Origin of the sequence: Kitasatospora sp. NPDC048298, assembly GCF_043201465.1 — a bacterium.
Taxonomy (GTDB): Bacteria; Actinomycetota; Actinomycetes; order Streptomycetales; family Streptomycetaceae; genus Kitasatospora.
Window position 1 is genome coordinate 47,767 of the sequence record NZ_JBICYZ010000004.1, and the last position, 24,668, is coordinate 72,434.

Below are 24,668 nucleotides of genomic sequence, written 5' to 3' on the forward strand. Positions count from 1 at the left end.
GGTCAGACGCGGGCCAGCCGGTCGTAGAGGGCGCCCAGGTCGGAGGCGACCCGGGCGATGTCGTAGTGGCCGATGGCCGGGGGGTGGGGCAGCGGGTCGGCGATGTGCCCGCTGAGCGGCCGCAGGTCGCGCAGCGCGGCGGCGTAGGCGGCCGGCTCGGAGGGGATGCGGCGGGCCTGCGGGGCGGCGCTGGGCGGGAGTTCGTCGAGTGCCGGGCAGGCGCTGTGCCGCACCGGCAGCCCTGCCGCGAGGCCCTCCAGGACGCCGAGGCCGAAGGTCTCCGCGGTCGAGGGGGCGGCCAACACGTCCAGGGCGGCCAGCAGTTCGGGCACGTCGTCGCGCTCCCCGGCGAGCACCAGCCGGTCCCGCACGCCGGCTTCGTCGGCCCGGCGCTCCAGCGCGGCGCGCTCCGGGCCCTCGCCGACCAGCACCAGCCGGGTGGCCGGGTCGAGTTCGGCGAGCGCCTCGACCAGCACCTCGAAGCGCTTGCCCGGCACCAGCCGGCCCACCCCGCCGACCACCCAACTCCCGTGCGGCAGCCCGAGCTCGGCCCGCAGCCGGCGACGGACGGCGGCCCGATCGGCGGGTGGGAGGCGGTAGCGGGAGGCGTCGATGCCGTTCGGGATCAGCTCGATCCGGGCCGGCGGGACACCCCAGGAGCGCAGCGTCTGGGCGACCTGTCGGGAGACGGCGACGGTGGTGCTGCCGAGCCGTTCGGCCGCCAGGTAGAGGCCCTTGACGCCCCGGGTGACCGGGCGGCCCTCGATCACCCCGGCGTGCAGCGAGTGCTCGGTGGAGACCACCGCGCGCACCCCGGCCAGCCGGGCGGCCAGCCGGCCGTACAGCTGCGCCCGGTAGAGGTGGGTGTGCACCAGGTCGTAGCGGCCGGCCCGGACCAGCCGGACCAGCCGGGGCAGTGCGCGCAGGTCCCGGTTGCCGCGCATGCCGAGATGGTGGACGGTGACGCCGTCGGCGCGCAGCGCGGCGGCGACCGTGCCGGGCTCGGTCAGGGCTAGCACCTCGCACTGCTGGTGCGCCGGCAGGTGCCGCAGCAGCAGGTGGAGTTGGCGCTCGGCACCGCCGGCGGCCAGTCCGGTGACGATGTGCAGCACCCTCATGGCCGGGGCTCCCGGCGGGCGTGGCGCAGCTCGGTGACGGCGTCGCGCAGCCGCTGCCGGCCCCGCTTGGCGCGCAGCCGCCAGGCGCCGTCGCGGGCGCCGACGTAGCAGCGGGGCAGGGCGAAGCGGCCGGTGAGCGGGGAGTGCCCGATGGCGCAGGCGTAGTCGTACCCGGCGTCGCGCACGGCCAGGGCGGCGGGCAGGTCGACGGCGCCGTACGGGTAGCAGAAGCCGGCGACCGGTCCGCCGACGGCCTCCTCCAGCAGGCGCCGGCTCTCCCCGGCCTGGACGGCGAGGGCCTCGGCGGGCAGGCCGGGCAGCGCCTGGTGGCCGAGGCCGTGCGATCCGATCTCCCAGCCGGCGGCGGCGAGTTCGGTGACCTCCTGGACGGTGAGCAGCTGTTTGCGCGGGCCCTCGGTGTCCCAGTCGTTGTCCCGACCGAGCAGGTCGGCGACCACGTACGCGGTGGCGGTGAAACCGTACGCCTGGAGGATCGGCACCGCGTACCGGGCGAAGTCGGCGTAGCCATCGTCGAAGGTCAGGCCGACCAGTCCGTCGTCCCGGCCGAGGGCCCGGGCCCGCATCAGCTCGCGGACACTGACGCCGCGCAGGCCGCGCCGGTGCAGCCAGGCGATCTGTTCGGCGAACCGCTCGGGGCTGACGGTGAGCCGGTAGGGGTCCTCCTTCTCGACCGCCACCGAGTGGTACATCAGGATCCACGGCGAGGCGGAGCCGTGGACCGGTGGTTCACCGATCGGGGGGCGGCTCCTGGGCAGTGGTGCCCGGTGCGGCGGGGCGCTGCTGACGCCCGCCCGGGCCGAACGGACGGCTCCCCGTTCATCGTCCATGGGGACGCTTCCCTTCTTCGGCGACGGTTGGCGGGGTCCGCCCGGGCCCCAGGGCCCGGGCGGCGGCGAGGACCGGGCCGCGCACCTCGCGGGCGCCGAGCCCGGTGCCGAGGGCGGCGAAGGCCAGCGCCACGGTGAGGCCTCCGAGGAGGGTCGAGAGCAGCGGGTCGGCGGCCAGGGCGGCGGCGGCGGTGCCGAGCACGGTGGCCCCGGCGGCGGCGGCCACCAGCCGGCCGTGTCCGCCGAGCACCCGGTGCAGCCGCAGCGGGATGCCGCGCAGCACCAGGCCGTGCAGCAGCAGCGCGGCGGTGGTGGTGATGCCGGCCGCGTTGCCGGCGGCCAGCCCCAGGGCGCCGAAGCGGGGCGTGGCGAGCAGGCCGGTGGTGACGGTGACGCCGAGGCCGAGCAGCATGGCGGCGACCGGGTACCAGTCCAGGAGCCGGCTGCGCCCGTCCTCGGTGCCCGGGTCGTCGGCCCGGCGGACCACCGGGCGCAGCGAGAAGTACGGGCGGATCATCACACCGATCAGTGCCTGGGCGGGCAGGCCGAAGCTGTAGACCCGGATGACGTCCGCGGTGGCGGCCGTGTCGTGCGGGCCGAAGGCGCCGCGTTCGAACAGCAGCGAGACCACCGAGGGGGCGCAGGCCATCAGGAAGGCGGTGCCGAGCAGGACGACGGCCGCCGCCTGGCCGAGGTCCTTCTCCACCCGGTCGCGGGCGGCGGTGAGGTCCCCGGCAGCGAGGGCCCGGGCGACCAGCGGGAAGGTGACGGTGCAGATCAGGATGCCCGCCGTCATGGCGAGCTGGGAGACCTTGGCGGCGTAGTTGAGGTGCGAGATGGTGCCGGGCGGCAGGGCCGAGCCAAGGTAGCGCTCGACGAAGACCTGGGACTGGCGGGTGAGGGTGAAGGCGGCCACCGGCAGCAGGGCGAGCGGCATGAGCACCAGGGTGCGGCGCGAGCGGCGGCCGCGGCCGGTGCCGGGCGGGCCCTGGCGCAGTCGGCGCAGGAACGGGCCGACCAGCAGGCCGGCCATCAGCAGGCTGCCGGCCGCGACACCGAGGGCGGCGGAGCGCACCCCGAGGTGGGAGTGGAGGCAGAGCAGGACGGCGAGGATGCCGAGGTTGTGGGCGACGTAGATGCCGGCCGGGGCGGTGAAGCGGTGGTGGGCGCGCAGCGCGGCGGCCAGGTAGCCGGCCACCCCGAAGGGCAGCACCGTGATCGCGGTGATCCGGGTGCAGGTGACGGCCAGGCCGGGGTCGGTGAGGCCGGGGGCGAGCAGTGCGACCAGTTCCGGGGCGCCGAGCGCGGCGGCCAGGGCGAGGCCGCCGAGCGCGAGCAGCAGCCAGGGCAGGGAGGCGCGGACGAGTTGGCGGACCGGGTCGGGGGCGTCCGGGTCCTCCTCGCGCAGCACCAGGGCGAGGGCGAAGGCGGGCACCATGAGGAAGGACATGGCGTCCTCGATCAGCAGCGGTGCGGCGGTCTCGGGGACGGTCCAGGCGACCAGGAAGGCGTCGGTGCCCTGGTTGGCGCCGAAGTAGCGGGCCAGCAGGAGGTCGCGCAGCAGGCCGAGGCCGGAGCCGGCGGCACTGAGGACAGCGGTGATGCCGAAGGCCTTGGCGAGGAAGCCGCGCCGGGGGGCCGGGTGGGGCTCGGCGGCGGGGTCCTCGCCGGTGGCGCCGCGGGGGGCCGGGAGGGCGGCGGGGCCGACGGCGGCGGCCGGTTGGTCGGTGGTCACCGGGCCGCTCCGGCGGCGGGGTGGTCGGTGGCGGGGTGCTCGGCGGCGGGGAGCCCGGGGCGGTGGGTGGCCGCGTGGGCGGCGAGGCCGAGGACGACGGAGGTCAGCACGGTGGTGGTGCCGCCGATGTCGGAGTACAGGAAGTCGACCAGGACCCAGGTGAGCAGGGCGAGTGCGGCGAGCCCGGGGCCGTGGCGGTGGCGCAGGCAGCCGAGCAGCAGGGCGAGGAAGAGCGCGGCGTAGGCGGTGATGCCGATCAGGCCCTGCTCGCTGAGCACCAGGAAGTACATGTTGTGCGGGGAGAGCAGCGGTTCGCGCTGGAAGCCGATGGTGGCGTCGGCGGCGTCGCTGCCGGAGGACAGCCGCAACGGGGCGTGGCTGTCGCGCAGTTGCTGGAAGGCCTTGGGCCCGGCGCCGTGCACGGGGTGGTCCTGCCAGATCAGTCCGGCGGTGGACCACAGGTCGTACCGGTCGGAGACGGACTGGTCGGGGGCGGCCGAGACCGAGCCGATCGAGCTGAGCCGCTGGGTGACGCCGGAGCCGCCGAGGCCGAGGCCGCCGACCAGGACGACGCCGGCGGCCAGGCCGACGACGGCGCCGCGCACCAGCAGCCGGGCGTCGGCGCGCAGCAGCAGCACGGTGGCGGCGAGGCCGGTGGCGATCCAGCTGCCGCGGCTGAAGGAGACGGCCAGCGGGAAGACGAGGAAGGCGGCGGCGGCGAACATCGCGCGGCGCAGGCGGGGGTTGCCGTCGGCGCGCGGCGCCGGGCTCCCGTCCACCGCCCGGCGGGCGGGGGTGCGCCGCCCGGCCCCTGGTCCGCGCTCGGCGAGGGCCAGTGCGAGGGCGGCGAGCAGGCCGTAACTGACCACGCTGGACATCGCCATGACGTCGAGTGCGCCGAAGGTGCCGACGGCCCGGATCGGCTGGCCGGTGTAGGAGGCGCCGGTGTGGGTGAGGTACTGCTTGGCGCCGACCGCGCCCTGGATCAGCGCGGCGAGCACGAAGGAGCCGAGGACCAGGCGCTGGTCGGTGCGGTCGCGCAGTGAGCAGAGGACGGCGACGGGGACCAGGACGAACACCTGGGTGAGCCGGACGAAGCCGGTGACGCCGGCGGCCGGGTCGATCGAGCCGACGGTGGCGACGGCGGCCGCCACGACGATCCCGCCGAACAGCGCGCAGGTGGTGCGGCTGATCGCGGGCAGCCGTCCGCGCAGCAGGTCGAGCGCGGTGAGGGCGACCAGGGCCAGCGAGGCGAGGTCGGCGGCGGTGATGTGGACGGCGGCGGCGACGTCCTTCTGCCCGGTGGGCACGCAGACCAGCAGGACGGTGGCCGCGGCCAGCGGGCTGGTGCGCTCCGCGAGTACGGGCAGGGCCTTCCGTAAGACGGGGTGGGGGAAGGCGGGGAGGGTCAGGGCCACGCGGGGTCAGCTCCCGTCCGGGTGGAGCATCAGGGCCGTGGTGCGGCACAGGATCTTGACGTCCTGCCAGAGGCTCCAGCTCTCGATGTAGCGGTTGTCGAAGCGGGCCCGGTCCTCGATGGAGGTGTCCCCGCGCAGGCCGTTGACCTGGGCCAGGCCGGTGAGGCCGACCGGGACCCGGTGGCGGTCGGCGTACTCGGGGTAGGCCTGGCCGAACCTCATGACGAAGTACGGCCGTTCGGGGCGCGGGCCGACCAGGCTCATGTCGCCGCGCAGGACGTTCCACAGCTGGGGCAGCTCGTCCAGCGAGCTCTTGCGCAGCAGCCGGCCGACGGCGCCCATCCGGTGGTCCTGGGCGATGTTCCAGCGGGTGGCGGACTCGTGCTCGTTGCTCGGGCGCAGGGTGCGGAACTTGAGGAGGGTGAAGACCCGGCCGTCCAGGCCGGTGCGCTGCTGGCGGAAGAGCACACCGGGGCCAGTGTCGAAGCGGACGGCGAGGGCGCAGAGCGCCAGGACGGGGGCGAGCAGCAGCAGGCCGACCGCGGCGGCGGTGAGGTCCAGGGTGCGCTTGGCGATCCAGCCGGGGCGGCGGCGCGCGGGGCGGCCGACCCGCAGGCAGGGGAAGCCCCACAGGTGGTCGCCGCCGGTGACCGGGGTGACGGGCAGCGAGCCGTACTCGCGCAGGGCGGGCACCAGCCAAGCCTGGCAGCCGAGCCGTGTGGCCTCGCGCAGGGCGGCGGCGGTCTCGGCCTCGTCGGTGCCGCCGGCGGTGGCGATCACGTGCTGGACGCCGTGCCGGCGCACCTCGCGCTCCAGCGCCTCGCGGCCGCCGAGCACGGGCAGGTCGGTGTCGCCGGGCAGCAGCGGCGGGTCGGCGTCGAGGAAGCCGACCGGGCGCATTCCGTACTCGCCGTGCTCGCGCAGGACGGCGGCGACCCGGTGGCCGAGCCGGCCGGCGCCGAGCACCAGGACGGGGCTGGGGCGGCTGCGGCGGATCCGCCGGGCCAGGTGGTAGAGGACGGCGCGGCCGGCGGCGGCGATCAGCAGCTGGGCGCCGAGCAGGAGGGTGAGCCGGGCCGGGCCGCAGTCGGGCCAGCGGCCGCCGAGGCAGCCGGACAGGGTGACGGCGAGGGCGGTGGCGACCACGGCCCGGGCGGCCAGTGCGGGCAGTTCGTCCAGGACGGAGAGGGTGAGGCGGGAGCGGTAGAGGCCGCCGGTGAGGTTGAGCAGGAGCAGCAGGGGCAGGACGGCGGGGACGCCGAGCAGCGGGTCGAGCGGGCCGGCCGGGTCGATGACGCGACTGGCGATGCCGCCGGCGGAGCAGAGCGCGATGATGTCGGCCTGGACCAGGGCGAGCGACAGGGCCGGCCGGGATCGGACCGTGCCACGGGAACGGCGCGGCGAGGGGACCGCCCGGGGGTGTGCCGCTCCCGCCGGACGGTCGAGCAGCCCGGTGCCGGGCCGGCGGGGGCCGGACAGGGGTCCGGCGTATCGCGGCACACTGTCGTGGTCAATGGTCATCAGCGCACGATCTCCCCTGCTGTGTGCCCGGGGTGACGGTGCCCCGGCACCGGCTGGCGCGGGGCGGCCGTCCCGGCCCGGTGGGCGCGGTCCTGACAGCGCCTGCTGCCGCTGACGGCTTTCGGACGTCCGGTGGCGGGGCCGATCGCCGAGGGACCAATCACGAGGGAATCGGTCGCGCGGGGCTCTGCCGTGAATTCCCGGCATGAAATCTGAACGAAGCAGGCAAAATCCGACAATACAGAACCAGGCCGTACCGGGCGGAAGTTGACTTGCCGTTTCATTCCAGCCGCCCAGTAATAGGTATTTCGGATTTGACTCCTCGCCTCCATATCCGGTCGAGGGTGCGAATACGACAACGCCGGAAACGACGGGCATTCACGGCATGTGAAACGATCAGATCCGCTCTGGGACACGGGCCCGGCGCCGCCCCGACGCCGGACCGGCACCCAGCAGGTGGCGGTAGAGGACATCCACCTGTTCGACCACGGTGCGCACGTCGTGCCGGCCGGCCACGTGGTCGCGCAGCCGCGCACCGCGCCGCTCGCACTCGATCGGATCCGACAGCGCGTCCCCCATTCGGGTGGCGAGGGCCCGCACGTCCTCGGACGGGACCACCGCGTGCGCGAGCTCGGACGGCGGCAGGCACTCCCGGGCCCCGGACACGTCGGTCAGCAGCACCGGACGGCCGGCCGCCATCGCCTCCAGCGGGGCCAGCGCCATCCCCTCCCAGCGCGAGGGCAGCACCACCAGGTCGGCCGCCGCCAGCCACGGGCGGGGGTCCGGCACGTCCCCGACCAGCCGGACCCGGGCGGGCTCGGCGGTCCGCCTGACCAACTCCGCGACCCGCTGCTCCTCCGGCCCGCCGCCGACCAGTGCCAGCCGGGCCCGCGGCACCCGGCGCAGCACCTCCGGCCAGGCGGCCAGCAGCACGTCCTGGCCCTTCTGCCGGCACAGCCGCCCCACGCACACCGCCAGCGGGGCGTCCAGGTCCAGGCCGAGCGCGATCCGGGCGGCGCGGCGGTCGGCGGGCACGAAGTGGCGCACGTCGACACCGTTGGGCACCACCGCCCAGTCGGCGTGCACCCCGGCCGCCACGCCGTCGGCCCGCTCCTGGACGCTGACGCACAGCAGCCGGTGCGACCAGCGGGCCGCGAAACGCTCCCAGCGCAGGGTGGCGGCGGCGAGCGCGCCGTCGACGGCGGCGAAGGACCAGGCGTGCGGCTGGAAGACGGTCGGTACCGTGCCGCGCACCGCGAGCCGCCCGGCCAGTCCGGCCTTGGCGCTGTGCAGATGGACCACGTCGGGCGCGGCCGCCCGGACGATCCGGCGCAGCCGCCAGGCCTCGGCGGCGGTGCCCGGGCCGGGCGAGCGCCGGGCGGGCCAGTCCTGGACCAGCGCGCCCACCGCGCCGGCCTCCTCGGCCAGCCGGCCGCCGCGCGGGCAGGCGACCATGACCCGGTGCCCGGCCTCCCGCTGACCCCGGACCAGATCGGCGACGACGCGGGCGACCCCGCCGTCCACCGGTTGCGAAATGTGAAGGATCGTCATATGCACGGCGGCGAGCCTAGGGTGGCTCCCCGGCGCCGGGCGGCCCTCGTCACCCGCAGGTGGTGGTTCGGCCACCCGTACGGCTTTCGGCTCGTACGGGAGACCGAACCGCTCGAATTCCCGGGCGATTCGAGCGGTTCGATGGATCTACGCGCGCGAATCGCGCGGTTGGCGATTCCGCGGCCTCGGCGGGCCGCGGATGATTCAGCGGGACGCCGCGGCCGCGGAGGCTTCAGCGGACCTCGGTGCCCCCAGTGGGCCGCGGATGCCTCAGCGGACCTCGGCGGCGAGGTTGGCGAGCACCTGGTCGTGGATCCGGTTCAGGCCCTTCGGCGCGAAGGTGCGCTCGAAGAAGCCGCCGATGCCGGTCGCGCCCTGCCAGGTGGCGGTCACGGTGACCTTGGAGCGGCCCTCGCCGACGGCCGAGACGGTCCAGGTGATCACCATGCTGGAGTTGGCGTCCTTCTCCACCAGCTGGTCCGGCGCGGGCGCGGAGACGGTGAACAGGCAGTCGCGCACCCGCTTCTCGGTGGCCTGGAGCTTCCAGTGCACCTGGGTGCCGGCGCCGGTGCCGCCGACCCGCACCTCGTACTCGCTGTACTGCGCGGGCAGCAGCTTCGGGCGGGTCACCTGGTAGTCGGCCAACGCCTCGTACACCCGCTCGGGGGCCGCGTCGTAGACTCGCTCGGTGGTGGCCTGCACCTGTCCCATGACCTTGCTCTCCTCGTGTTGCGGGAACCGCTCTGTCCGGCAAGCCAATCACAGGCTCACGCCCGCGACGCGGCGGGATAGGGTGACCGGTGTGCTCGATCTGGTGACTGCTGTGCGCTACGTCGACCCGCTGCGGGCCGGTGGCTCCGTCCCCGGCGTGGTGGAGACCGACGACCTGGGAACGTACGTGGTCAAGTTCACCGGGGCCGCGCAGGGCCGCAAGGCGCTGATCGCCGAGGTGATCGTCGGCGAGCTGGCGCGGCGGCTGGGCCTGCGGGTGCCGGAGCTGCGGCTGGTGGACTTCGATCCGGCCGTCGCCGCGGACGAGCCGGACACCGAGATCCAGGACATGCTCAAGGCCAGCGCGGGCCTCAACCTCGGGATGGACCTGCTGCCCGGCGCGCGGGACTTCCGGCCGGGGATGATCGCGGTGGACTCCGCCGAGGCCGGCCGGGTGGTCTGGCTGGACGCGCTGACCGGCAACGTCGACCGCACCGTCCACAACCCCAACCTGGTGGTCTGGCACGGACGGCTCTGGCTGATCGACAACGGCGCCGCGCTGATCTTCCACCACCGCTGGGCCGGGGCCGAGGCGGCGGTCGGCAAGCGGTACGACCTCAGCGCGCACGCGCTGGGCGGCTCGGCCCCGGACGTCCGGCTGGCCGACGAGGAGCTCGGGCCGCTGGTCACCGTGCCGCTGCTGGAGGAGGTCGTGGCGCTGGTCCCGGACGAGTGGCTGGCCGGCGAGCCCGGCTTCGACTCGGTGGACGCCGTCCGGCACGCCTACGTCACCCATCTGGCCGCCCGGGTGGTGCTCTCCGAGGAGTGGCTGCCGGAGGGCTTCGCCACGCCCGAGCAACTGCTTGAGGCGGAGCGGCGGCGGGCGGCCCGGACCAGGGCGGGGCGGCCGGCCTGGCTGCAGGAGGTGCCGGACCTGCACGGCAAGCCGTCCGTGGAGACGGTCTGGGAGCACCACTTCGACGAGGGGTAGCCGGGCGCGGGACGGCCGGAGCGGCGCGGGCGGCCGACGCGACCCGGGTGCGGGGCGGCCCGGGTGCGGCCGGAGCGTCGGTGATCGGATGCGACCGGTCGGCGATCCTGTCCGGCCGGTTGGCGGTCGGGTGCGAGCGGCCGGCGCGGGAATGCGACCGGGGAGCGGGACCGTGTGGTCCCGCTCCCCGGCTCTACTGTTCGGAGTTGTCCGCGATCAGCGTGTCAGCGCGTCAGCGCCACCACTGGACCGCCTTCTCGGCGTTGATCAGGCCCGCGCCGTAGAAGCCGTTGTCGTCCGCGCCGCCCTCGCAGGTGGCCTTCCAGGTGCCGGCGCCGCCCGGGTTGAACTCGCCGGTCGGGCACGGGACGGACTCGGCGTGGGTGGTCAGCAGCTCGGTCAGCTCGTCCGGGCTGGCCCACGGGAAGGTGCTGGCGAGCAGCGCGACCACGCCGGCGACGTGCGGGGTGGCCATCGAGGTGCCCTGCATGTAGCCGTACTTGCCACCGGGGATGGTGGACAGGATGCGGCCGTCCTTGTCCGGGGTGTTCGGGAACTGGAAGCGGCGGTCGCCACCCGGCGCGGTGACGGAGACGACGCCCTTGCCGTAGCTGGAGTAGTACGACTTGACGCCGTCGGAGCCCACCGCGGAGACGGCGATGACGCCGGGCAGCTCGGTCGGCAGCGACAGGCAGTCGTTGGTGACCGGGCGGGAGCCGGGGGTGGTGTCGTCCGGGCTGGCCACGTCGACGGTCTTGTGCGCCAGGTCGATGTTCTCGTTGCCCGCGGCGGCGACGTTGAGGACGCCCTTGCGCTGCGAGAAGGCGACGGCCTTGCGGACGGCCTCGGAGATCGCGGCCTGGTCCTTGTCCGTCTTGCAGTTGAACATCCACGGGTCGACGAAGTAGCTGTTGTTCGTCACCTTGAAGCCGTGCTCGCCGGCCCAGACGAAGCCGCAGACCGCGTTCTCCGGGTAGATGAACCCGCCGTCGTCGACGACCTTGACGGCGGCCAGCTTCACGTTCGGCGCGACGCCGACGACGCCCTTGCCGTTCTTGGCGGCGGCGATGGTGCCGGCCACGTGGGTGCCGTGGTCGCTGGTGGTCGGCTGCCAGGCCTTCCAGTCGGTGTTCGTCTTGCCGTCGATGCAGGAGACCGACTGCGAGGCGTCCACGTTGGCGGCCAGGTCCTCGTGGGTGGCGTCGATGCCGGAGTCCAGCACGCCGACGGTGACGTTGCGGCTGCCCAGCGAGATCTTGTGGGCCTTGTCGGCACCGATCTGACGCATGTCCCACTGGTAGGCGTCGTAGGGCTCCTGGCCCGGGGCGGCCGCGGCGGCCGGCTCGGCGGCGACGTCGGCCTTGCCCTGGTCGGCGGCCTGGATGCCCTTGGTACGGCTGGCGCCGACCGAGTCGACGCCCTTGGCCAGGCGCAGCTTCTCGGCGAACTTGGTGTCGTTCGAGCGGGCGACGACGACGCCGACCTGCTCGTACGACTGGACCACGGTGCCGCCGAGGCCGGTGATGGCCTTCTCGACCTTCTGTACCTGGCCGTGGTTGGCCTTGGTGTTGACGACGTAGCTCATCAGCGGACCGGTCGTCGAGTCGGCCGTGGGGGCCGCGACGGCGGTGCCGGCCGGCAGCGCGAGGGCGCCGGCGGTGGCGAGCACGACGCCCACCGCCGCGTACCGGGTACGGCTGATCCGAGGAACACGCATGAGGGTTGGCCTCCCGAGTCGTCAGGCGGCAGCTGCGATGGGCAGGTGCGCTTGGGAATGACCGGGACGCTAATGAATATTTGGTTATAAGCGCAAGAGGTAGTCATCTAATCGTCACATCTTGACCAGGGACCGGGGTTAAGGGCACCCGGCGATCAACACAGGCAACAGAGGTCAAGAGTGTTAAAAAGTGATGGTTCGCCGACGTGCCGCCACACCCTCCGCGACCTCGGCCACCAGCACGGATCGCGCCCCTACAACGCGTACAACCGACGTGCGTTGCCGGACGCGACCGACCGCGCCAGCCGCTCGGCGTCGGCCGCGGAGCAGGCGCCGTCGGCCCGCCACTCCGCGAGCACTGCGGCCAGTCCGTACCGGAACTGACAGGTGCCCACCAAATAGAGCTCGGGCAGGCCGTACGCGTCGGTGGAGAACAGCAATTTTCCGAACGGGGCCAGCTCCGGCATCTCGCCCAGCACCGCGGCCACCCGCGGCCCGGTGTACGAGGCCGTCAGCCCGAGGTCGGTGTACACCGTCGGGAAGGCCTGGGCCAGCCAGGCGGCCTGCCGGTGGTACGGGTACCCGTGCAGCAGCACCAGCGGAACGCCGCTGGGCTCGGCGGCCCGCACGAAGTCCGTCAGCAGCGACGGGTCGGCCCGGTGCAGGGTGAGGTCGGGATCGCCGAAGCCGGTGTGGAGTTGGAGCGGCAGGCCGAGCTCGGCGCAGACGTCCACCGCCGTCCAGAGCAGGTGGTGCAGCAGCACCCGGTCCGTCAGCCGGCCGCCCCCACCGCGCAGGTGGGCGCCGGCCGCGGCCACCACGGCCGCGGTGGCGGGGCGCTCGGCGGGGGCGGCCAGGCCATGCCGGTACGCGAGCACCGACTTGACCGCGACGGCCCCGGCGGCGGCCGACGCGAGCGCCCCCGCCACGGCCCGCGGCCAGTCCTCGGCACCGGCCGCCACCGTCTCGGCGACCGACTCCAGCCGGACCACCTCGCGCACCGACGCCCCGGTGGCCGCGGCGAGTTCGGGCAGCGGCAGCAGTGCGTGACCCGCCGCGGTGGCCAGCCCGGTGTCCACCAGGCAGGCGTCCAGCCCGGCCGCCGCGAGCAGCCGCCCGGTGGCCTCGGCCGCACCCAACTCCCGCCGCCGGGCCAGGTAGTCGGCGGCCGGGGCGTGCGCCGGCAGGCCGAGGGCGGGCGGGCACCAGCGTCGCACCGCGAGGCCTAGCGCGCTGTCGAAGGGCGAACAGCCGGGCGCGGGCGGGCGGTCCGACTCCGTGAGCAGCCCGGCCAGGGCGTCGTCGGTGAGCTCGGCCGCCACCACGCTGTGGCAGTGGTGGTCGACCAGCGCGGGCCCCTCCGGCCGGGGCACCGCTCAGTACCGCCAGCGGGTGGCCGCGACCAGCTCCTCCGGCGTGGCGGCCGCGTACTGCTCCCGCTCCGCCCGGCGCACCGCCAGCACGGCCTGGTAGAGCGGCTCGCCGAGCGCCTCGCGCAGCACCGCGGAGTGCTCGTAGGCGGCGATCGCCTCGGCCGGGCTCGTCGGCAGCCTCGGCACCATGCCGGGCTCGGCGGCCGCTGGGTCTCCGGTGAATTCCGGTGGCAGCGCGCGGCGCTGGTCCAGCCCGGCGAGGCCGGCCGCGATCACCCCGCCGACCGCCAGGTACGGGTTGGCGCTCGCGTCGAAGCACTTGACCTCGGCGTTCGCGGCGGCGGACCGCTCTCCGGCGGAGCCCGTCACCAGGCGCAGCGCGGCCTCCCGGTTCTCCAGGCCCCAGCACTGGTAGGCGCCGGCCCAGTGCGAGGGCACCAGCCGCAGGTACCCGGCGGGGCTGGAGCAGCCCAGCACCAGCAGTTCGGGCAGCGCGTCGAGCACCCCGGCGAGGAAGCCCTCGGCTTCGGCGGTCAGGCCGTGCGGGCCGGGGCCGCCGTGGCCGAGGTTGTGCCCGTCCCGCCAGAGGCTGACGTGCAGGTGCCCGCCGTTGCCGACGCCGCCGGTCTCGACCACCGGGGCGAAGGAGGCCCGCAGCCCGTGCCTGGCGGAGACGGCCCTGACGGTGTGCCGGACCAGGACGGAGGTGTCGGCGGCGGCGACCGGGTCCTCGGGGGCGACCGAGACCTCGAACTGGCCCGGGGCGTACTCGGGGTGGATCTGGAGGATGCTCAGCCCCTGCCGGCCGAGGGCGCGCAGCACGTCGCGCAGGTAGTCGGAGAGGTCGGTGAGGCGGTGCATCCCGTACGCCGGGCCGTGCGTCGGGTACTGCGGATCCTCCTGCGGGGTGCCGGCCAGGGCGACCGTCCACTCCACCTCGATCCCCGCCTTGAGGCTCAGGCCGCGCGCGGCCGCCACGGCCCTGGCCCGGCGGGCGAACAGCCGCTGGCAGCCGGGGTGCGGGGTGCCGGCCTGGGTGTACCTGTCCCCCGGGGCCCAGGCCCAGCCGGGCTGGGCGGCCAGCGGGACGATCCGGTCGAGGTCCGGGTAGAGCCTGAGGTCCCCGGTGGGGCCGCCGATGATCGCACTGGTGGTGATCGTGTCGTCGGCGAGGAACACGTCGAAGCAGGGCGCGGTGCCGACACCCCACTGCGCGGCGTGCACCAGGCCGCCAAGGGGCACGGCCTTGACCCGGGTGATACCGGCGTTGTCCACCCAGGTGACGGCCACCGCCTCGACGGCGTCGGTGCGCAGCCGGTCGGCGGCCGCCTCGGCGCGCTCCGCCCGCTCGTCGCGCGGTGGCAGCGCGACGGCCGCCGCGGCGGCGGCAGCGAGCCGTTCGGCCGTGGCGGGCGGCTCGGCGGGACCGGGCGCGGTGGGGCCGGCGGCGTCGGTTCGGGTGGTCATGTCCTCATGCTGCCCCGCCGACCGGGGTCCGGTAACTCCCCTATCGGGTGGTCCCGTTGGCAGCCGTGTTCGCCCGTTCACCCGTTCGGGGCGAGCCTGGCGGCCGGCTCCCCCACGGCTCCGACGGGTTTCGCGACTCCGACGGGTTTTCCGCCCGCACCCTCTTCCTACTCGCGAGTAGCTTCGCTACAGTGGCCGGACACGCACCACCGCCGGGCTTCGGGAGCCGCACCGGCGGCAGGCCGCGGTCGCCGCTTCTCCGGCGCCCGCGCGGTGCGCTTTCACCGGCCGGTGCCGCGGACCGCGGCAGGCCGGGTTCTCCTCGTATTCAGAGCCGCTTCCTTCACCTTCGAGCGCCTGAGCACCACGGCACATCCGCAGTTCGGCCGGAGCGGACCGGCCGCTGCCCCGATGCGCCGACCCCCGTCATCTCCCCAGCCCCGCGCGTGGACCCTCCTCCGGCGGCGGCCGCCCCGGCGTACCGGCCCGGCGGCGTGCCCACCGGAGCACGCGCGCGCCCTTCATGACTAGGAGTCAGGACAGATGGAGCGTCCCTTCCCCACTGTCGCCGTCGTCGGCCTCGGCACGATGGGTGCCGGCGTCGCGGTGGCGGTCGCCAAGAGCGGCCGCCGGGTGATCGGCATCGAGGCCACCGAGGACTCGGCCGCCCGGGCACTGGCCCGGATCGAGGAGGCCACCGCGCACGCGGTGGACCGGGAGCGGCTGACCGCCGAGGAGCGCGCCGGGCTGCTGGCCCGGATCTCGGTCGGCCACGAGCTGGCGGCCGCCGCCGGGGCGGACCTGGTGATCGAGGAGGTGCCCGAGCAGCTGGAGCTGAAGCGGGAGGTCTTCGCCGAACTGGACCGGATCTGCCCCAAGGACACGGTCCTGGCCACCGGCACCACCGCGCTGTCGGTGACCAGGATCGCCGCGGCGACCGCCCGTCCGGAGCGGGTGCTCGGCCTGCACTTCTTCAACCCGGTGCACGGGATGAAGCTGGTCGAGGTGGTCCGCACGGTGCTGACCTCCCCGCGGACCGCCGAGGACGCCGCCGAGTTCGCCCGCGACCTCGGCAAGGAGCCGGTGGCGGCCGGCGACCGGGCCGGCTTCGTGGTGAACGGCCTGCTGTTCGCCTACCTGAACCAGGCCGCCGCGATGTTCGAGTCCAAGTACGCCTCGCGGGAGGACATCGACGCCGCGATGCGGCTCGGCTGCGGCCTGCCGATGGGCCCGCTGGCGCTGCTCGACCTGATCGGCATCGACACCGCGCGCACCGTGCTGGAGGCGATGTACGAGCAGTCCCGGGACCGTCTGCACGCGCCCGCCCCGATCCTCGGCCAGCTGGTCGCGGCCGGGCTGCTGGGCCGCAAGACCGGGCGCGGCTTCTACATCTACGAGGCGCCGGGCTCCTCCCGGGCGGTGGACGCGGCGACCGGGCCGGCCAGGCCCGGGGTGCCGGGGCGGCAGGTGCGCACCGTCGGCGTCTGCGGCTCGGGGACGATGGCCACCGGGATCGCCGAGGTGTTCGCCAAGGCCGGGCACCCGGTGCTGCTGGCGGCGCGCAGCCAGCAGAAGGCCGAGGCGGCCAAGGCGCAGCTGGCGAAGTCGCTGGAGCGTTCGGTGGCCAAGGGCCGGCTGTCGGCCGAGGCCCGGGACGCCGCGCTGGCGCTGGTCACCCCGGTCGGGCAGTACGCGGAGCTGGCCGAGGTGGACCTGGTGGTCGAGGCGGTCGCCGAGGACCTGGCGGTCAAGCGGGAGCTGTTCGCCACCCTGGACAAGATCGTCAGGCCGGGCGCGGTGCTCGCCACCACCACCTCCTCGCTGCCGGTGATCAGCTGCGCGACCGCCACCTCGCGGCCGCAGGACGTGATCGGCATGCACTTCTTCAACCCGGCCCCGGCGATGAAGCTGGTCGAGGTGGTCTCCACCGTGCTGACCGCGCCGGACGTCACCGCGACCGTGCTGGAGCTGACCGCCGAGGTCCGCAAGCACCCGGTGGAGTGCGGCGACCGGGCCGGCTTCATCGTCAACGCGCTGCTCTTCCCCTACCTGAACGACGCGGTGCGGATGCTCCAGGAGCACTACGCGACGGTGGACGACATCGACACCGCGATGAAGCTCGGCTGCGGCTACCCGATGGGCCCGTTCGAGCTGCTGGACGTGGTGGGCCTGGACGTCTCGCTGACCATCGAGCGGGTGCTGCACCAGGAGTTCCGCGAACCCGGCCTGGCCGCCGCGCCGCTGCTGGAGCACCTGGTCGCGGCGGGCTGCCTGGGCCGCAAGACCGGCCGCGGCTTCCGCGACCACGCGCGCCGGTGACCACGCCGCAGGCCGGGGGCGGCCCGTACGAGACGCCGTACGGGGCCCCGCCGGCCGGACCGCTCGCCGCACAGCCGTACGGGGCGCAGCCGCACGGGGCACCGCCGCACGGATCCGCGTCCGCCACGCCCTCCGCGGCGTCCGCGCGCCCCGGCTGGAGCCCCGGGACGGTGTCCTCGCGCTGGCCCCGCCCGGCCGTGACCGGCCCGGTCGCACCGGTGCGACGGGGAAGGGCCGCGGCCGCGCCGTCCGGGCCGTGTAGCGTTCCGGACATGGATCGGGTTCAGTCAACCTCCCCGCAGCACCCCACCGGGCCGCACGGCGGCACCGACCGGACCGCCCCCTCGACCGGGGGCACCGGACCGGAGGGCGGGCCGGGCAGCCGCCGGGCGGCGGCGCAGCGCCAGCAGATGCGCCAGGACCTGGCCACGGCGGCGATGGAGCTGTTCGCCTCGCAGGGCTACGAGGAGACCACGGTCGACCAGATCGCGGCCGCCGCCGGGGTGGCCCGGCGCACCTTCTTCCGGTACTTCCGGTCCAAGGAGGAGGCGATCTTCCCGGACCACGACGACACCCTGGTCCGGGTGGCCGACCTGCTGGCCAGCGCGGAGCCGGAGGAGCACCCGCTGGACGTGGTCTGCCGCGGCATCAAGGAGGTGCTGCGGATGTACGCCTCCACCCCGGGGGTGTCGGTGGCGCGGTACCAGCTGATCCGTCAGGTCCCGGCGCTGCGCGAGCGGGAGATCGCCGTGGTGGCCCGCTACGAGCGGCTGTTCACCCGCTACCTGCTGGGGCGCTTCGACACCGGCGAGTCCATCCCGTCCGGCTGGCAGCGGGGCGGCGAGGACGACTCGATGCTCGCCGAGGTCTCGGCGGCGGCGGTGGTCGCGGCACACAACCACGTACTGCGGCGCTGGCTGCGGGCCGGCGGCCGGGGCGACGTGGAGGCGCAGCTGGACCACTCCTTCGAGGTGATCCGGCGGACCTTCTGGGCCTCCAGCGCACCGGGTGCCAGACGCCGGGGCTCGCTGGTGGCACCGGGTGCCAATGGGACCCCCGGGGACACCGGGGCGCAGAGCGCACTGAGTGCCAGCCCCGGGGGTGAGGTACTCATCACAGTCGCCCGGACGGACGCTCCACTGGACGTCGTGGTGGACAGCATCCGAGCCGCGCTGAGTGGCGTCCAGGAGTCGTAGACGCGGTATTCACGCAGGTCAGAGCTTTACATCGGGCCCGCGCCGACCGATCGGCGCGGGCCCTTCGCATGCCCGCTCAACGCGCGTCACGCAGCCCCGAAGGCCGCCCGAATTCGTGACACCCGGTGTCTTTACGAGTGGCACAGGGTGCCACTACCTTGTTACTCACCAGTCGCGGCGCCGCGGCTCCCCACCTCGGCGCGCCGCCGTCCGGCGTTCCCACACCCCGGGAGCAGAGCCAGCACGGCCCGGTCCACCCGGGCGCCCAGCCTGACCCGCCCACCACCCACCTCAGCGAAGCCGGTGTCCGCTCCCGGCTCCCCCAGACGCCCTGTGCCCCTCACACAGGTACGCCTTCGGAGGCAGCCATGCAGGAAATCCTCGACGCGATCCTCAGCACCGACAGCACGTCGGCGGACTTCGCGGCGATCAAGCTCCCCGAGTCCTACCGAGCGGTGACGCTCCACAAGGACGAGGAGCAGATGTTCGCCGGCCTCGACAGCCGCGACAAGGACCCCCGCAAGTCCCTTCACCTCGACGAGGTGGCCCTGCCCGAGCTGGGCCCCGGCGAGGCCCTGGTCGCCGTCATGGCCAGCGCGGTGAACTACAACACCGTCTGGAGCTCGATCTTCGAACCGGTCTCCACCTTCGGTTTCCTGGAGCGCTACGGCCGGCTGTCGCCGCTGACGAAGCGCCACGACCTGCCGTACCACGTCGTCGGCTCCGACCTCGCCGGCGTGGTGCTGCGCACCGGTGCCGGGGTCAACGCCTGGAAGCCGGGCGACGAGGTCGTCGCGCACTGCCTCTCGGTCGAGCTGGAGTCCGCGGACGGCCACAACGACACGATGATGGACCCGGAACAGCGCATCTGGGGCTTCGAGACCAACTTCGGCGGCCTGGCCCAGCTGGCCCTGGTGAAGACCAACCAGCTGCTGCCCAAGCCCAAGCACCTCACCTGGGAGGAGGCCGCCTCCCCGGGCCTGGTCAACTCCACCGCCTACCGCCAGCTGGTCTCGCGCAACGGCGCCGGCATGAAGCAGGGCGACAACGTGCTGATCTGGGGCGCCAGCGGCGGCCTCGGCTCGTACGCCACCCAGTACGCGCTGGCCGGCGGCGCCACCCCGATCTGCGTGGTCTCCAGCGACCAGAAGGCCGAGATCTGCCGCGCCATGGGCGCCGAGGCGATCATCGACCGCTCCGCCGAGGGCTACCGGTTCTGGAAGGACGAGAACACCCAGGACCCGCGCGAGTGGAAGCGCCTGGGCGCGAAGATCCGCGAGTTCACCGGCGGCGAGGACGTGGACATCGTCTTCGAGCACCCGGGCCGGGAGACCTTCGGCGCCTCGGTGTACGTCACCCGCAAGGGTGGCACCATCGTCACCTGCGCCTCCACCTCCGGCTACATGCACCAGTACGACAACCGGTACCTGTGGATGTCGCTCAAGCGGATCGTCGGCTCGCACTTCGCCAACTACCGCGAGGCCTTCGAGGCCAATCGCCTGATCGCCAAGGGCAGGATCCACCCGACCCTCTCCAAGGTCTACTCCCTGGAGGAGACCGGCCAGGCCGCCCTGGACGTGCACCACAACAAGCACCAGGGCAAGGTCGGCGTGCTCTGCCTGTCCCCCGAGGAGGGCCTGGGCGTGACCGACCACGAGCTGCGGGAGAAGCACCTGCCCGCCATCAACCGCTTCAGGAACGTCTGATGACCGAACCTCAGAAGCGCGACCGCCCCTGGCTGATGCGCACCTACGCCGGCCACTCCACCGCGAGCGACTCCAACGCCCTCTACCGGCGGAACCTGGCGAAGGGCCAGACCGGCCTGTCCGTCGCCTTCGACCTGCCGACCCAGACCGGCTACGACTCCGACCACGTCCTCGCCCGCGGCGAGGTCGGCCGGGTCGGCGTCCCGGTGGGCCACGTCGGCGACATGCGCACCCTGTTCGACGGCATCCCGCTCGAACGGACCAACACGTCCATGACGATCAACGCCACCGCCATGTGGCTGCTGGCGCTCTACCAGGTGGTCGCCGAGGAGCAGGGCGCGGACACCGCCACGCTCACCGGCACCACCCAGAACGACATCGTCAAGGAGTACCTGTCGCGTGGGACGCACGTCTTCCCGCCCGGCCCGTCGGTGCGGCTGATCACCGACATGATCGCCTACACGGTCGGCAACATTCCCAAGTGGAACCCGATCAACATCTGCAGCTACCACCTGCAGGAGGCCGGCGCCACGCCCGTCCAGGAGATCGCCTACGCGATGTGCACCGCCATCTCGGTGCTCGACGCGGTGCGCGACTCCGGCCAGGTGCCGGCCGAGCGGATGGGCGAGGTGGTCGCCCGGATCTCCTTCTTCGTGAACGCCGGGGTGCGCTTCGTCGAGGAGATGTGCAAGATGCGCGCCTTCGCCCGGCTGTGGGAGAAGGTCACCCTGGAGCGCTACGGCGTCACCGACCCCAAGCAGCGCCGCTTCCGCTACGGCGTCCAGGTCAACTCGCTCGGCCTGACCGAGGCCCAACCGGAGAACAACGTCCAGCGGATCGTCCTGGAGATGCTGGCCGTCACCCTCTCCAAGGACGCCCGCGCCCGGGCCGTCCAGCTGCCCGCCTGGAACGAGGCGCTCGGCCTGCCCAGGCCCTGGGACCAACAGTGGTCGCTGCGCATCCAGCAGGTGCTGGCGTACGAGTCGGACCTCCTGGAGTACGGCGACATCTTCAACGGCTCCGAGGTGGTCGAGGCCAAGACCGAGGAGCTGCTGGCCGGCGCCGAGGCCGAGATCGCCAAGGTGCTGGAGATGGGCGGGGTGATCCCCGCCGTCGAGTCCGGCTACCTGAAGTCCAACCTGGTCGCCTCGCACGCCGCCCGCCGGGCCCGGATCGAGTCCGGCGAGGACAAGATCGTCGGGGTGAACTGCTTCGACACCACCGAGCCGAGCCCGCTCACCGCCGACCTCGACAGCGCGATCATGGTGGTCGACCCGGCCTCCGAGCAGTCCGTGCTCGCCGCCCTGGAGGCCTGGCGCGCCGAGCGCGACGAGGCCGCCGTCCAGGAGTCGCTGGCCGAGCTCAAGACCGTCGCCGCCACCGAGGCCAACCTGATGCCGGCCACGCTCGCCTGCGCCCGGGCCGGCGTCACCACCGGCGAGTGGGCCTTCGCCCTGCGCGAGGTGTTCGGCGAGTACCGCGCGCCCACCGGCGTCGGCGGCGCCCCCGTCGCGGTGGCCGCCGAGCCGGGCGGCGAGCTGGAGCAGGTCCGCGCCGCGGTCGCCGCGACCGCCGAGGAACTGGGCGCCGGCAAGCTGCGCCTGCTGGTCGGCAAGCCCGGCCTGGACGGGCACTCCAACGGCGCCGAGCAGATCGCCGTCCGGGCCCGCGACGCCGGGTTCGAGGTGGTCTACCAGGGCATCCGGCTGACCCCGGAGCAGATCGTCTCCGCCGCCGTCGCGGAGGACGTGCACTGCGTGGGCCTGTCCATCCTCTCCGGCGCGCACAGCGAGCTGGTGCCCGACGTGCTGACGCGGCTGCGCCGCGCCGGGGTGGAGGATGTCCCGGTGATCGTGGGTGGCATCATCCCGGCAGCGGACGGCGAGGCCCTCAAGGCCGCCGGCGTCGCCGCCGTGTTCACCCCGAAGGACTTCGGCATCACGACCATCATCGGCCGGATCGTGGACGAGATCCGGCTGGCCAACAAGCTCCAGCCGTGGACGCCCGCACCGACCGCGGCCACGAACTGACCAGCTGACCAGCTGACCACTGGGAAGGAACCCTCGATTCTTATGACTGCAGTCAACCGTCTGCGCCCGCGCCGCTCCTGCCTCGCGGTGCCCGGCAGCAACCCGCGCTTCCTGGAGAAGGCCCAGGGCCTGCCGGCCGACCAGGTCTTCCTCGACCTGGAGGACGCCTGCGCCCCGCTGGTCAAGGAGAGCGCGCGCCACAACATCGTCGACGCACTCAACAACGGCGACTGGGGCGGCAAGACCCGCGTCGTGCGGGTGAACGACTGGACCACGCATTGGACCTACCGCGACGTGATCACCGTCGTCGAGGGCGCCGGTACCAACCTCGACTGCATCATGCTGCCCAAGGTGCAGGACGCCGAGCAGGTCAAGGCACTCGACCTGCTGCTCACCCAGATCGAGAAGACCATGGGCTTCGAGGTCGGCCGCATCGGTATCGAGGCGCAGATCGAGAACGCCAAGGGCCTGATCAACGTCGACGCCATCGCCGAGGCCTCGCCCCGGCTGGAGACCATCATCTTCGGCCCCGCCGACTTCATGGCCTCCATCAACATGAAGTCGCTGGTCGTCGGCGAGCAGCCGCCCGGCTACGGTGCCGACGCCTACCACTACATCCTGATGCGCATCCTGATGGCCGCCCGCGCCAACGACCTCCAGGCGATCGACGGCCCGTACCTCCAGATCCGCAACCAGGAGGGCTACCGCGAGGTCGCCCGCCGCTCGGCCGCCCTCGGCTTCGACGGCAAGTGGGTGCTCCACCCGGACCAGGTCTCCGCCGCGAACGAGATCTACTCGCCCGCCCAGGAGGACTACGACCACGCCGAGCTGATCCTCGACGCGTACGACTACTGCACCTCCGAGGCGGGCGGCGCCAAGGGCTCCGCGATGCTCGGCGACGAGATGATCGACGAGGCCAGCCGCAAGATGGCGCTCGTCATCGCCGGCAAGGGCCGGGCCGCGGGCATGCAGCGCACCACCAAGTTCGAGATCCCGGAAAGCTGAGGGCCCACGCCATGCAGTTCGGACGCACCTACGAGGAGTTCGAGGTCGGCGCGGTCTACAAGCACTGGCCCGGCAAGACGGTCACCGAGTACGACGACCACCTCTTCTGCCTGCTCACCATGAACCACCACCCGCTCCACATGGACACCAACTATGCGGAGAAGACGACGGACTTCGGCAAGAACGTCGTGGTGGGCAACTACATCTACTCGCTGCTGCTCGGCATGTCCGTCCCGGACGTCTCCGGCAAGGCGATCGCCAACCTGGAGATCGAGTCGCTGCGCCACGTCGCGCCGACCTTCCACGGCGACACCATCTACGGCGAGACCACCGTGCTCGACAAGTGGCCGTCCAAGTCCAAGGACGACCGCGGCATCGTGTACGTCGAGACCAAGGGGTACAAGCAGGACGGCACGGTCGTCTGCATCTTCCGCCGCAAGGTGATGGTGCCGACCGAGACGTACACCAAGGAGCGCGGCGGCGAGCAGCCCGGCCGTCCGACCCCGCTCGCCTGAGCCGCTCCCCCTTCCCAGGTCCACCTCTCCCCTTTATAGGGAGCCCTCCTTCCGGGGCGGGCCCCCTCGAGAGACCCCGGACGGGCAGGCCGCCGTCATCGGCCGCGCCCCACCCGGTACGGGGGCCCTGCTGCCGCAGCCACGCCGGCAGGGCCCCCGCAATCCCCCCCCCCGGGGGGATGCCCCGACTTTCCGCAGACCCTCAGACCTTTCGGAGCCGCACGATGGGACGCCTCGCACAGACCGACGGCCTCACCGAGATCCAGCGGGACATCCTCGCCACCGTGCGGGATTTCGTCGACAAGGAGATCATTCCGGTCGCGACCGAGCTGGAGCACAAGGACGAGTACCCGACCGCCATCGTCGAGGGGATGAAGCAGCTCGGCCTGTTCGGCCTCACCATCCCCGAGGAGTACGGCGGCCTCGGCGAGTCGCTGCTCACCTACGCCCTGGTGGTCGAGGAGATCGCCCGCGGCTGGATGTCCGTCTCCGGCATCGTGAACACCCACTTCATCGTGGCGCACATGATCAACGCCCACGGCACCCAGGAGCAGAAGGACTACTTCCTGCCGAAGATGGCGGCCGGCGAGATCCGCGGCGCCTTCTCGATGTCCGAGCCGGGCCTCGGCTCCGACGTTTCGGCCATCTCCACCAAGGGCGTCAAGGACGGGGACTTCTACGTCCTCAACGGCCAGAAGATGTGGCTCACCAACGGCGGCACCTCCACCCTCGTCGCGGTCCTCTGCAAGACCGACGAGGGCGGCAACACCCCGTACAAGAACATGACCACCTTCCTGATCGAGAAGGAGGCCGGTTTCGGGCCGAACCCCAAGGTTCCCGGCCTGACCGTGCCCGGCAAGATCGAGAAGATGGGCTACAAGGGCGTCGACACCACCGAGCTGGTCCTCCAGGACGTCCGCATCCCGGCCGACCGCATCCTCGGCGGCGTCCCGGGCCGCGGCTTCTACCAGATGATGGACGGCGTCGAGGTCGGCCGCGTCAACGTCGCCGCCCGCGGCTGCGGCGTCGCCCGCCGCGCCTTCGAGCTCGGCATCTCCTACGCCCAGCAGCGCTCCACCTTCGGCAAGAAGATCGCCGAGCACCAGGCGATCCAGTTCAAGCTCGCCGAGATGGCCACCAAGGTCGAGGCCGCCCACCAGATGATGGTCATGGCCGCCCGAAAGAAGGACAGCGGCGAGCGCAACGACCTCGAGGCCGGCATGGCCAAGTACCTCGCCTCCGAGTACTGCAAGGAGGTCGTCGAGGACGCCTTCCGCATCCACGGCGGCTACGGCTTCTCCAAGGAGTACGAGATCGAGCGCCTCTACCGCGAGGCCCCGATGCTGCTCATCGGTGAAGGTACTGCGGAGATCCAGAAGATGATCGTCGGACGCCGGCTCCTCGAGGAGTACCGGATCGCCGACTGATCCCCGGGCCGCCGGTCGAC

18 protein-coding genes are annotated in these 24,668 nt (G+C 73.4%); 8 read left to right on the forward strand and 10 right to left on the reverse strand.

The window, feature by feature from the left end:
- Positions 1–2 precede the first annotated feature (2 nt).
- From ACGF0D_RS04555 to ACGF0D_RS04585, 7 genes are all read right to left on the reverse strand, one after another.
- A complete protein-coding gene (locus ACGF0D_RS04555; protein ID WP_392878304.1) occupies positions 3–1,118 on the reverse strand; it encodes a glycosyltransferase in 1,116 nt (371 codons plus the stop codon).
- Positions 1,115–1,966, reverse strand: coding sequence for a polysaccharide deacetylase family protein (locus ACGF0D_RS04560; RefSeq protein ID WP_392913965.1), 852 nt, complete (start codon positions 1,964–1,966; stop codon positions 1,115–1,117). Before ACGF0D_RS04560 ends, ACGF0D_RS04555 begins: the two co-directional genes overlap by 4 nt.
- Positions 1,956–3,701, reverse strand: a complete 1,746-nt coding sequence (gene murJ, locus ACGF0D_RS04565; RefSeq protein ID WP_392913966.1) for a murein biosynthesis integral membrane protein MurJ — start codon at positions 3,699–3,701, stop codon at positions 1,956–1,958. The genes ACGF0D_RS04560 and murJ overlap by 11 nt, the downstream gene beginning before the upstream one ends.
- Complete coding sequence (locus ACGF0D_RS04570; protein ID WP_392913967.1) at positions 3,698–5,119, reverse strand: O-antigen ligase family protein; 1,422 nt, start codon at positions 5,117–5,119, stop codon at positions 3,698–3,700. Before ACGF0D_RS04570 ends, murJ begins: the two co-directional genes overlap by 4 nt.
- A gap of 6 nt (positions 5,120–5,125) precedes the next feature.
- Positions 5,126–6,640, reverse strand: coding sequence for an exopolysaccharide biosynthesis polyprenyl glycosylphosphotransferase (locus ACGF0D_RS04575; protein WP_392878312.1), 1,515 nt, complete (start codon positions 6,638–6,640; stop codon positions 5,126–5,128).
- 396 nt (positions 6,641–7,036) lie between these two features.
- Positions 7,037–8,191 carry a glycosyltransferase gene (locus tag ACGF0D_RS04580; protein WP_392878314.1) on the reverse strand — a complete coding sequence of 385 codons (1,155 nt, stop codon included), beginning with the start codon at positions 8,189–8,191 and terminating at the stop codon, positions 7,037–7,039.
- Between the two features lie 270 nt (positions 8,192–8,461).
- On the reverse strand, positions 8,462–8,902 hold the full coding sequence (locus ACGF0D_RS04585) for an SRPBCC family protein (RefSeq protein WP_392878316.1): 441 nt from the start codon (positions 8,900–8,902) through the stop codon (positions 8,462–8,464).
- A 91-nt stretch (positions 8,903–8,993) separates the two neighbouring features.
- On the opposite strand from ACGF0D_RS04585, the gene ACGF0D_RS04590 reads away from it, so the two are divergent.
- On the forward strand, positions 8,994–9,893 hold the full coding sequence (locus ACGF0D_RS04590; protein WP_392913968.1) for a HipA family kinase: 900 nt from the start codon (positions 8,994–8,996) through the stop codon (positions 9,891–9,893).
- Between the two features lie 232 nt (positions 9,894–10,125).
- Here the strand turns inward: ACGF0D_RS04590 and ACGF0D_RS04595 are convergent, their stop codons facing one another.
- From ACGF0D_RS04595 to ACGF0D_RS04605, 3 genes are all read right to left on the reverse strand, one after another.
- Positions 10,126–11,610: a S8 family serine peptidase gene (locus tag ACGF0D_RS04595; RefSeq protein ID WP_392878320.1), complete on the reverse strand. Its 1,485-nt coding sequence runs from the start codon at positions 11,608–11,610 to the stop codon at positions 10,126–10,128.
- 254 nt (positions 11,611–11,864) lie between these two features.
- Positions 11,865–12,983, reverse strand: coding sequence for an amidohydrolase family protein (locus tag ACGF0D_RS04600; RefSeq protein ID WP_392913969.1), 1,119 nt, complete (start codon positions 12,981–12,983; stop codon positions 11,865–11,867).
- A 3-nt stretch (positions 12,984–12,986) separates the two neighbouring features.
- Positions 12,987–14,450, reverse strand: coding sequence for a glutamine synthetase (locus tag ACGF0D_RS04605; protein WP_392913970.1), 1,464 nt, complete (start codon positions 14,448–14,450; stop codon positions 12,987–12,989).
- 543 nt (positions 14,451–14,993) lie between these two features.
- On the opposite strand from ACGF0D_RS04605, the gene ACGF0D_RS04610 reads away from it, so the two are divergent.
- The 7 genes from ACGF0D_RS04610 to ACGF0D_RS04640 all read left to right on the forward strand — a co-directional run bounded on the left by ACGF0D_RS04610 (position 14,994) and on the right by ACGF0D_RS04640 (position 24,648).
- Positions 14,994–16,769, forward strand: coding sequence for a 3-hydroxyacyl-CoA dehydrogenase family protein (locus tag ACGF0D_RS04610; RefSeq protein WP_392913971.1), 1,776 nt, complete (start codon positions 14,994–14,996; stop codon positions 16,767–16,769).
- Positions 16,770–17,041: 272 nt separating this feature from the next.
- Positions 17,042–17,965 (forward strand): TetR family transcriptional regulator, encoded by a 924-nt coding sequence (locus tag ACGF0D_RS04615; protein ID WP_392878327.1) that lies wholly within the window; start codon positions 17,042–17,044, stop codon positions 17,963–17,965.
- Between the two features lie 368 nt (positions 17,966–18,333).
- Positions 18,334–19,671, forward strand: a complete 1,338-nt coding sequence (gene ccrA, locus ACGF0D_RS04620) for a crotonyl-CoA carboxylase/reductase (RefSeq protein ID WP_392878328.1) — start codon at positions 18,334–18,336, stop codon at positions 19,669–19,671.
- Complete coding sequence (locus ACGF0D_RS04625; protein ID WP_392878330.1) at positions 19,671–21,701, forward strand: protein meaA; 2,031 nt, start codon at positions 19,671–19,673, stop codon at positions 21,699–21,701. The genes ccrA and ACGF0D_RS04625 overlap by 1 nt, the downstream gene beginning before the upstream one ends.
- Positions 21,702–21,743: 42 nt before the next feature.
- Positions 21,744–22,706 (forward strand): HpcH/HpaI aldolase/citrate lyase family protein, encoded by a 963-nt coding sequence (locus ACGF0D_RS04630; RefSeq protein WP_392878332.1) that lies wholly within the window; start codon positions 21,744–21,746, stop codon positions 22,704–22,706.
- A gap of 11 nt (positions 22,707–22,717) precedes the next feature.
- A complete protein-coding gene (locus ACGF0D_RS04635) occupies positions 22,718–23,221 on the forward strand; it encodes a MaoC family dehydratase (protein WP_392878334.1) in 504 nt (167 codons plus the stop codon).
- 224 nt (positions 23,222–23,445) lie between these two features.
- Positions 23,446–24,648, forward strand: coding sequence for an acyl-CoA dehydrogenase family protein (locus ACGF0D_RS04640; RefSeq protein WP_392913972.1), 1,203 nt, complete (start codon positions 23,446–23,448; stop codon positions 24,646–24,648).
- Positions 24,649–24,668: the final 20 nt, after the last annotated feature.

Coding starts and splice junctions, on each gene's coding strand:
- ACGF0D_RS04555 (WP_392878304.1), bottom strand. CDS start 1,118: ATGAGGGTGCTGCACATCGTCACCGGACTGGCCGCCGGCGGTGCCGAG.
- ACGF0D_RS04560 (WP_392913965.1), bottom strand. CDS start 1,966: ATGGACGATGAACGGGGAGCCGTCCGTTCGGCCCGGGCGGGCGTCAGC.
- ACGF0D_RS04575 (WP_392878312.1), bottom strand. CDS start 6,640: ATGACCATTGACCACGACAGTGTGCCGCGATACGCCGGACCCCTGTCC.
- ACGF0D_RS04580 (WP_392878314.1), bottom strand. CDS start 8,191: ATGACGATCCTTCACATTTCGCAACCGGTGGACGGCGGGGTCGCCCGC.
- ACGF0D_RS04585 (WP_392878316.1), bottom strand. CDS start 8,902: ATGGGACAGGTGCAGGCCACCACCGAGCGAGTCTACGACGCGGCCCCC.
- ACGF0D_RS04595 (WP_392878320.1), bottom strand. CDS start 11,610: ATGCGTGTTCCTCGGATCAGCCGTACCCGGTACGCGGCGGTGGGCGTC.
- ACGF0D_RS04605 (WP_392913970.1), bottom strand. CDS start 14,450: ATGACCACCCGAACCGACGCCGCCGGCCCCACCGCGCCCGGTCCCGCC.
- ACGF0D_RS04610 (WP_392913971.1), top strand. CDS start 14,994: ATGGAGCGTCCCTTCCCCACTGTCGCCGTCGTCGGCCTCGGCACGATG.
- ACGF0D_RS04615 (WP_392878327.1), top strand. CDS start 17,042: ATGGATCGGGTTCAGTCAACCTCCCCGCAGCACCCCACCGGGCCGCAC.
- ccrA (WP_392878328.1), top strand. CDS start 18,334: ATGCAGGAAATCCTCGACGCGATCCTCAGCACCGACAGCACGTCGGCG.
- ACGF0D_RS04625 (WP_392878330.1), top strand. CDS start 19,671: ATGACCGAACCTCAGAAGCGCGACCGCCCCTGGCTGATGCGCACCTAC.
- ACGF0D_RS04630 (WP_392878332.1), top strand. CDS start 21,744: ATGACTGCAGTCAACCGTCTGCGCCCGCGCCGCTCCTGCCTCGCGGTG.
- ACGF0D_RS04635 (WP_392878334.1), top strand. CDS start 22,718: ATGCAGTTCGGACGCACCTACGAGGAGTTCGAGGTCGGCGCGGTCTAC.
- ACGF0D_RS04640 (WP_392913972.1), top strand. CDS start 23,446: ATGGGACGCCTCGCACAGACCGACGGCCTCACCGAGATCCAGCGGGAC.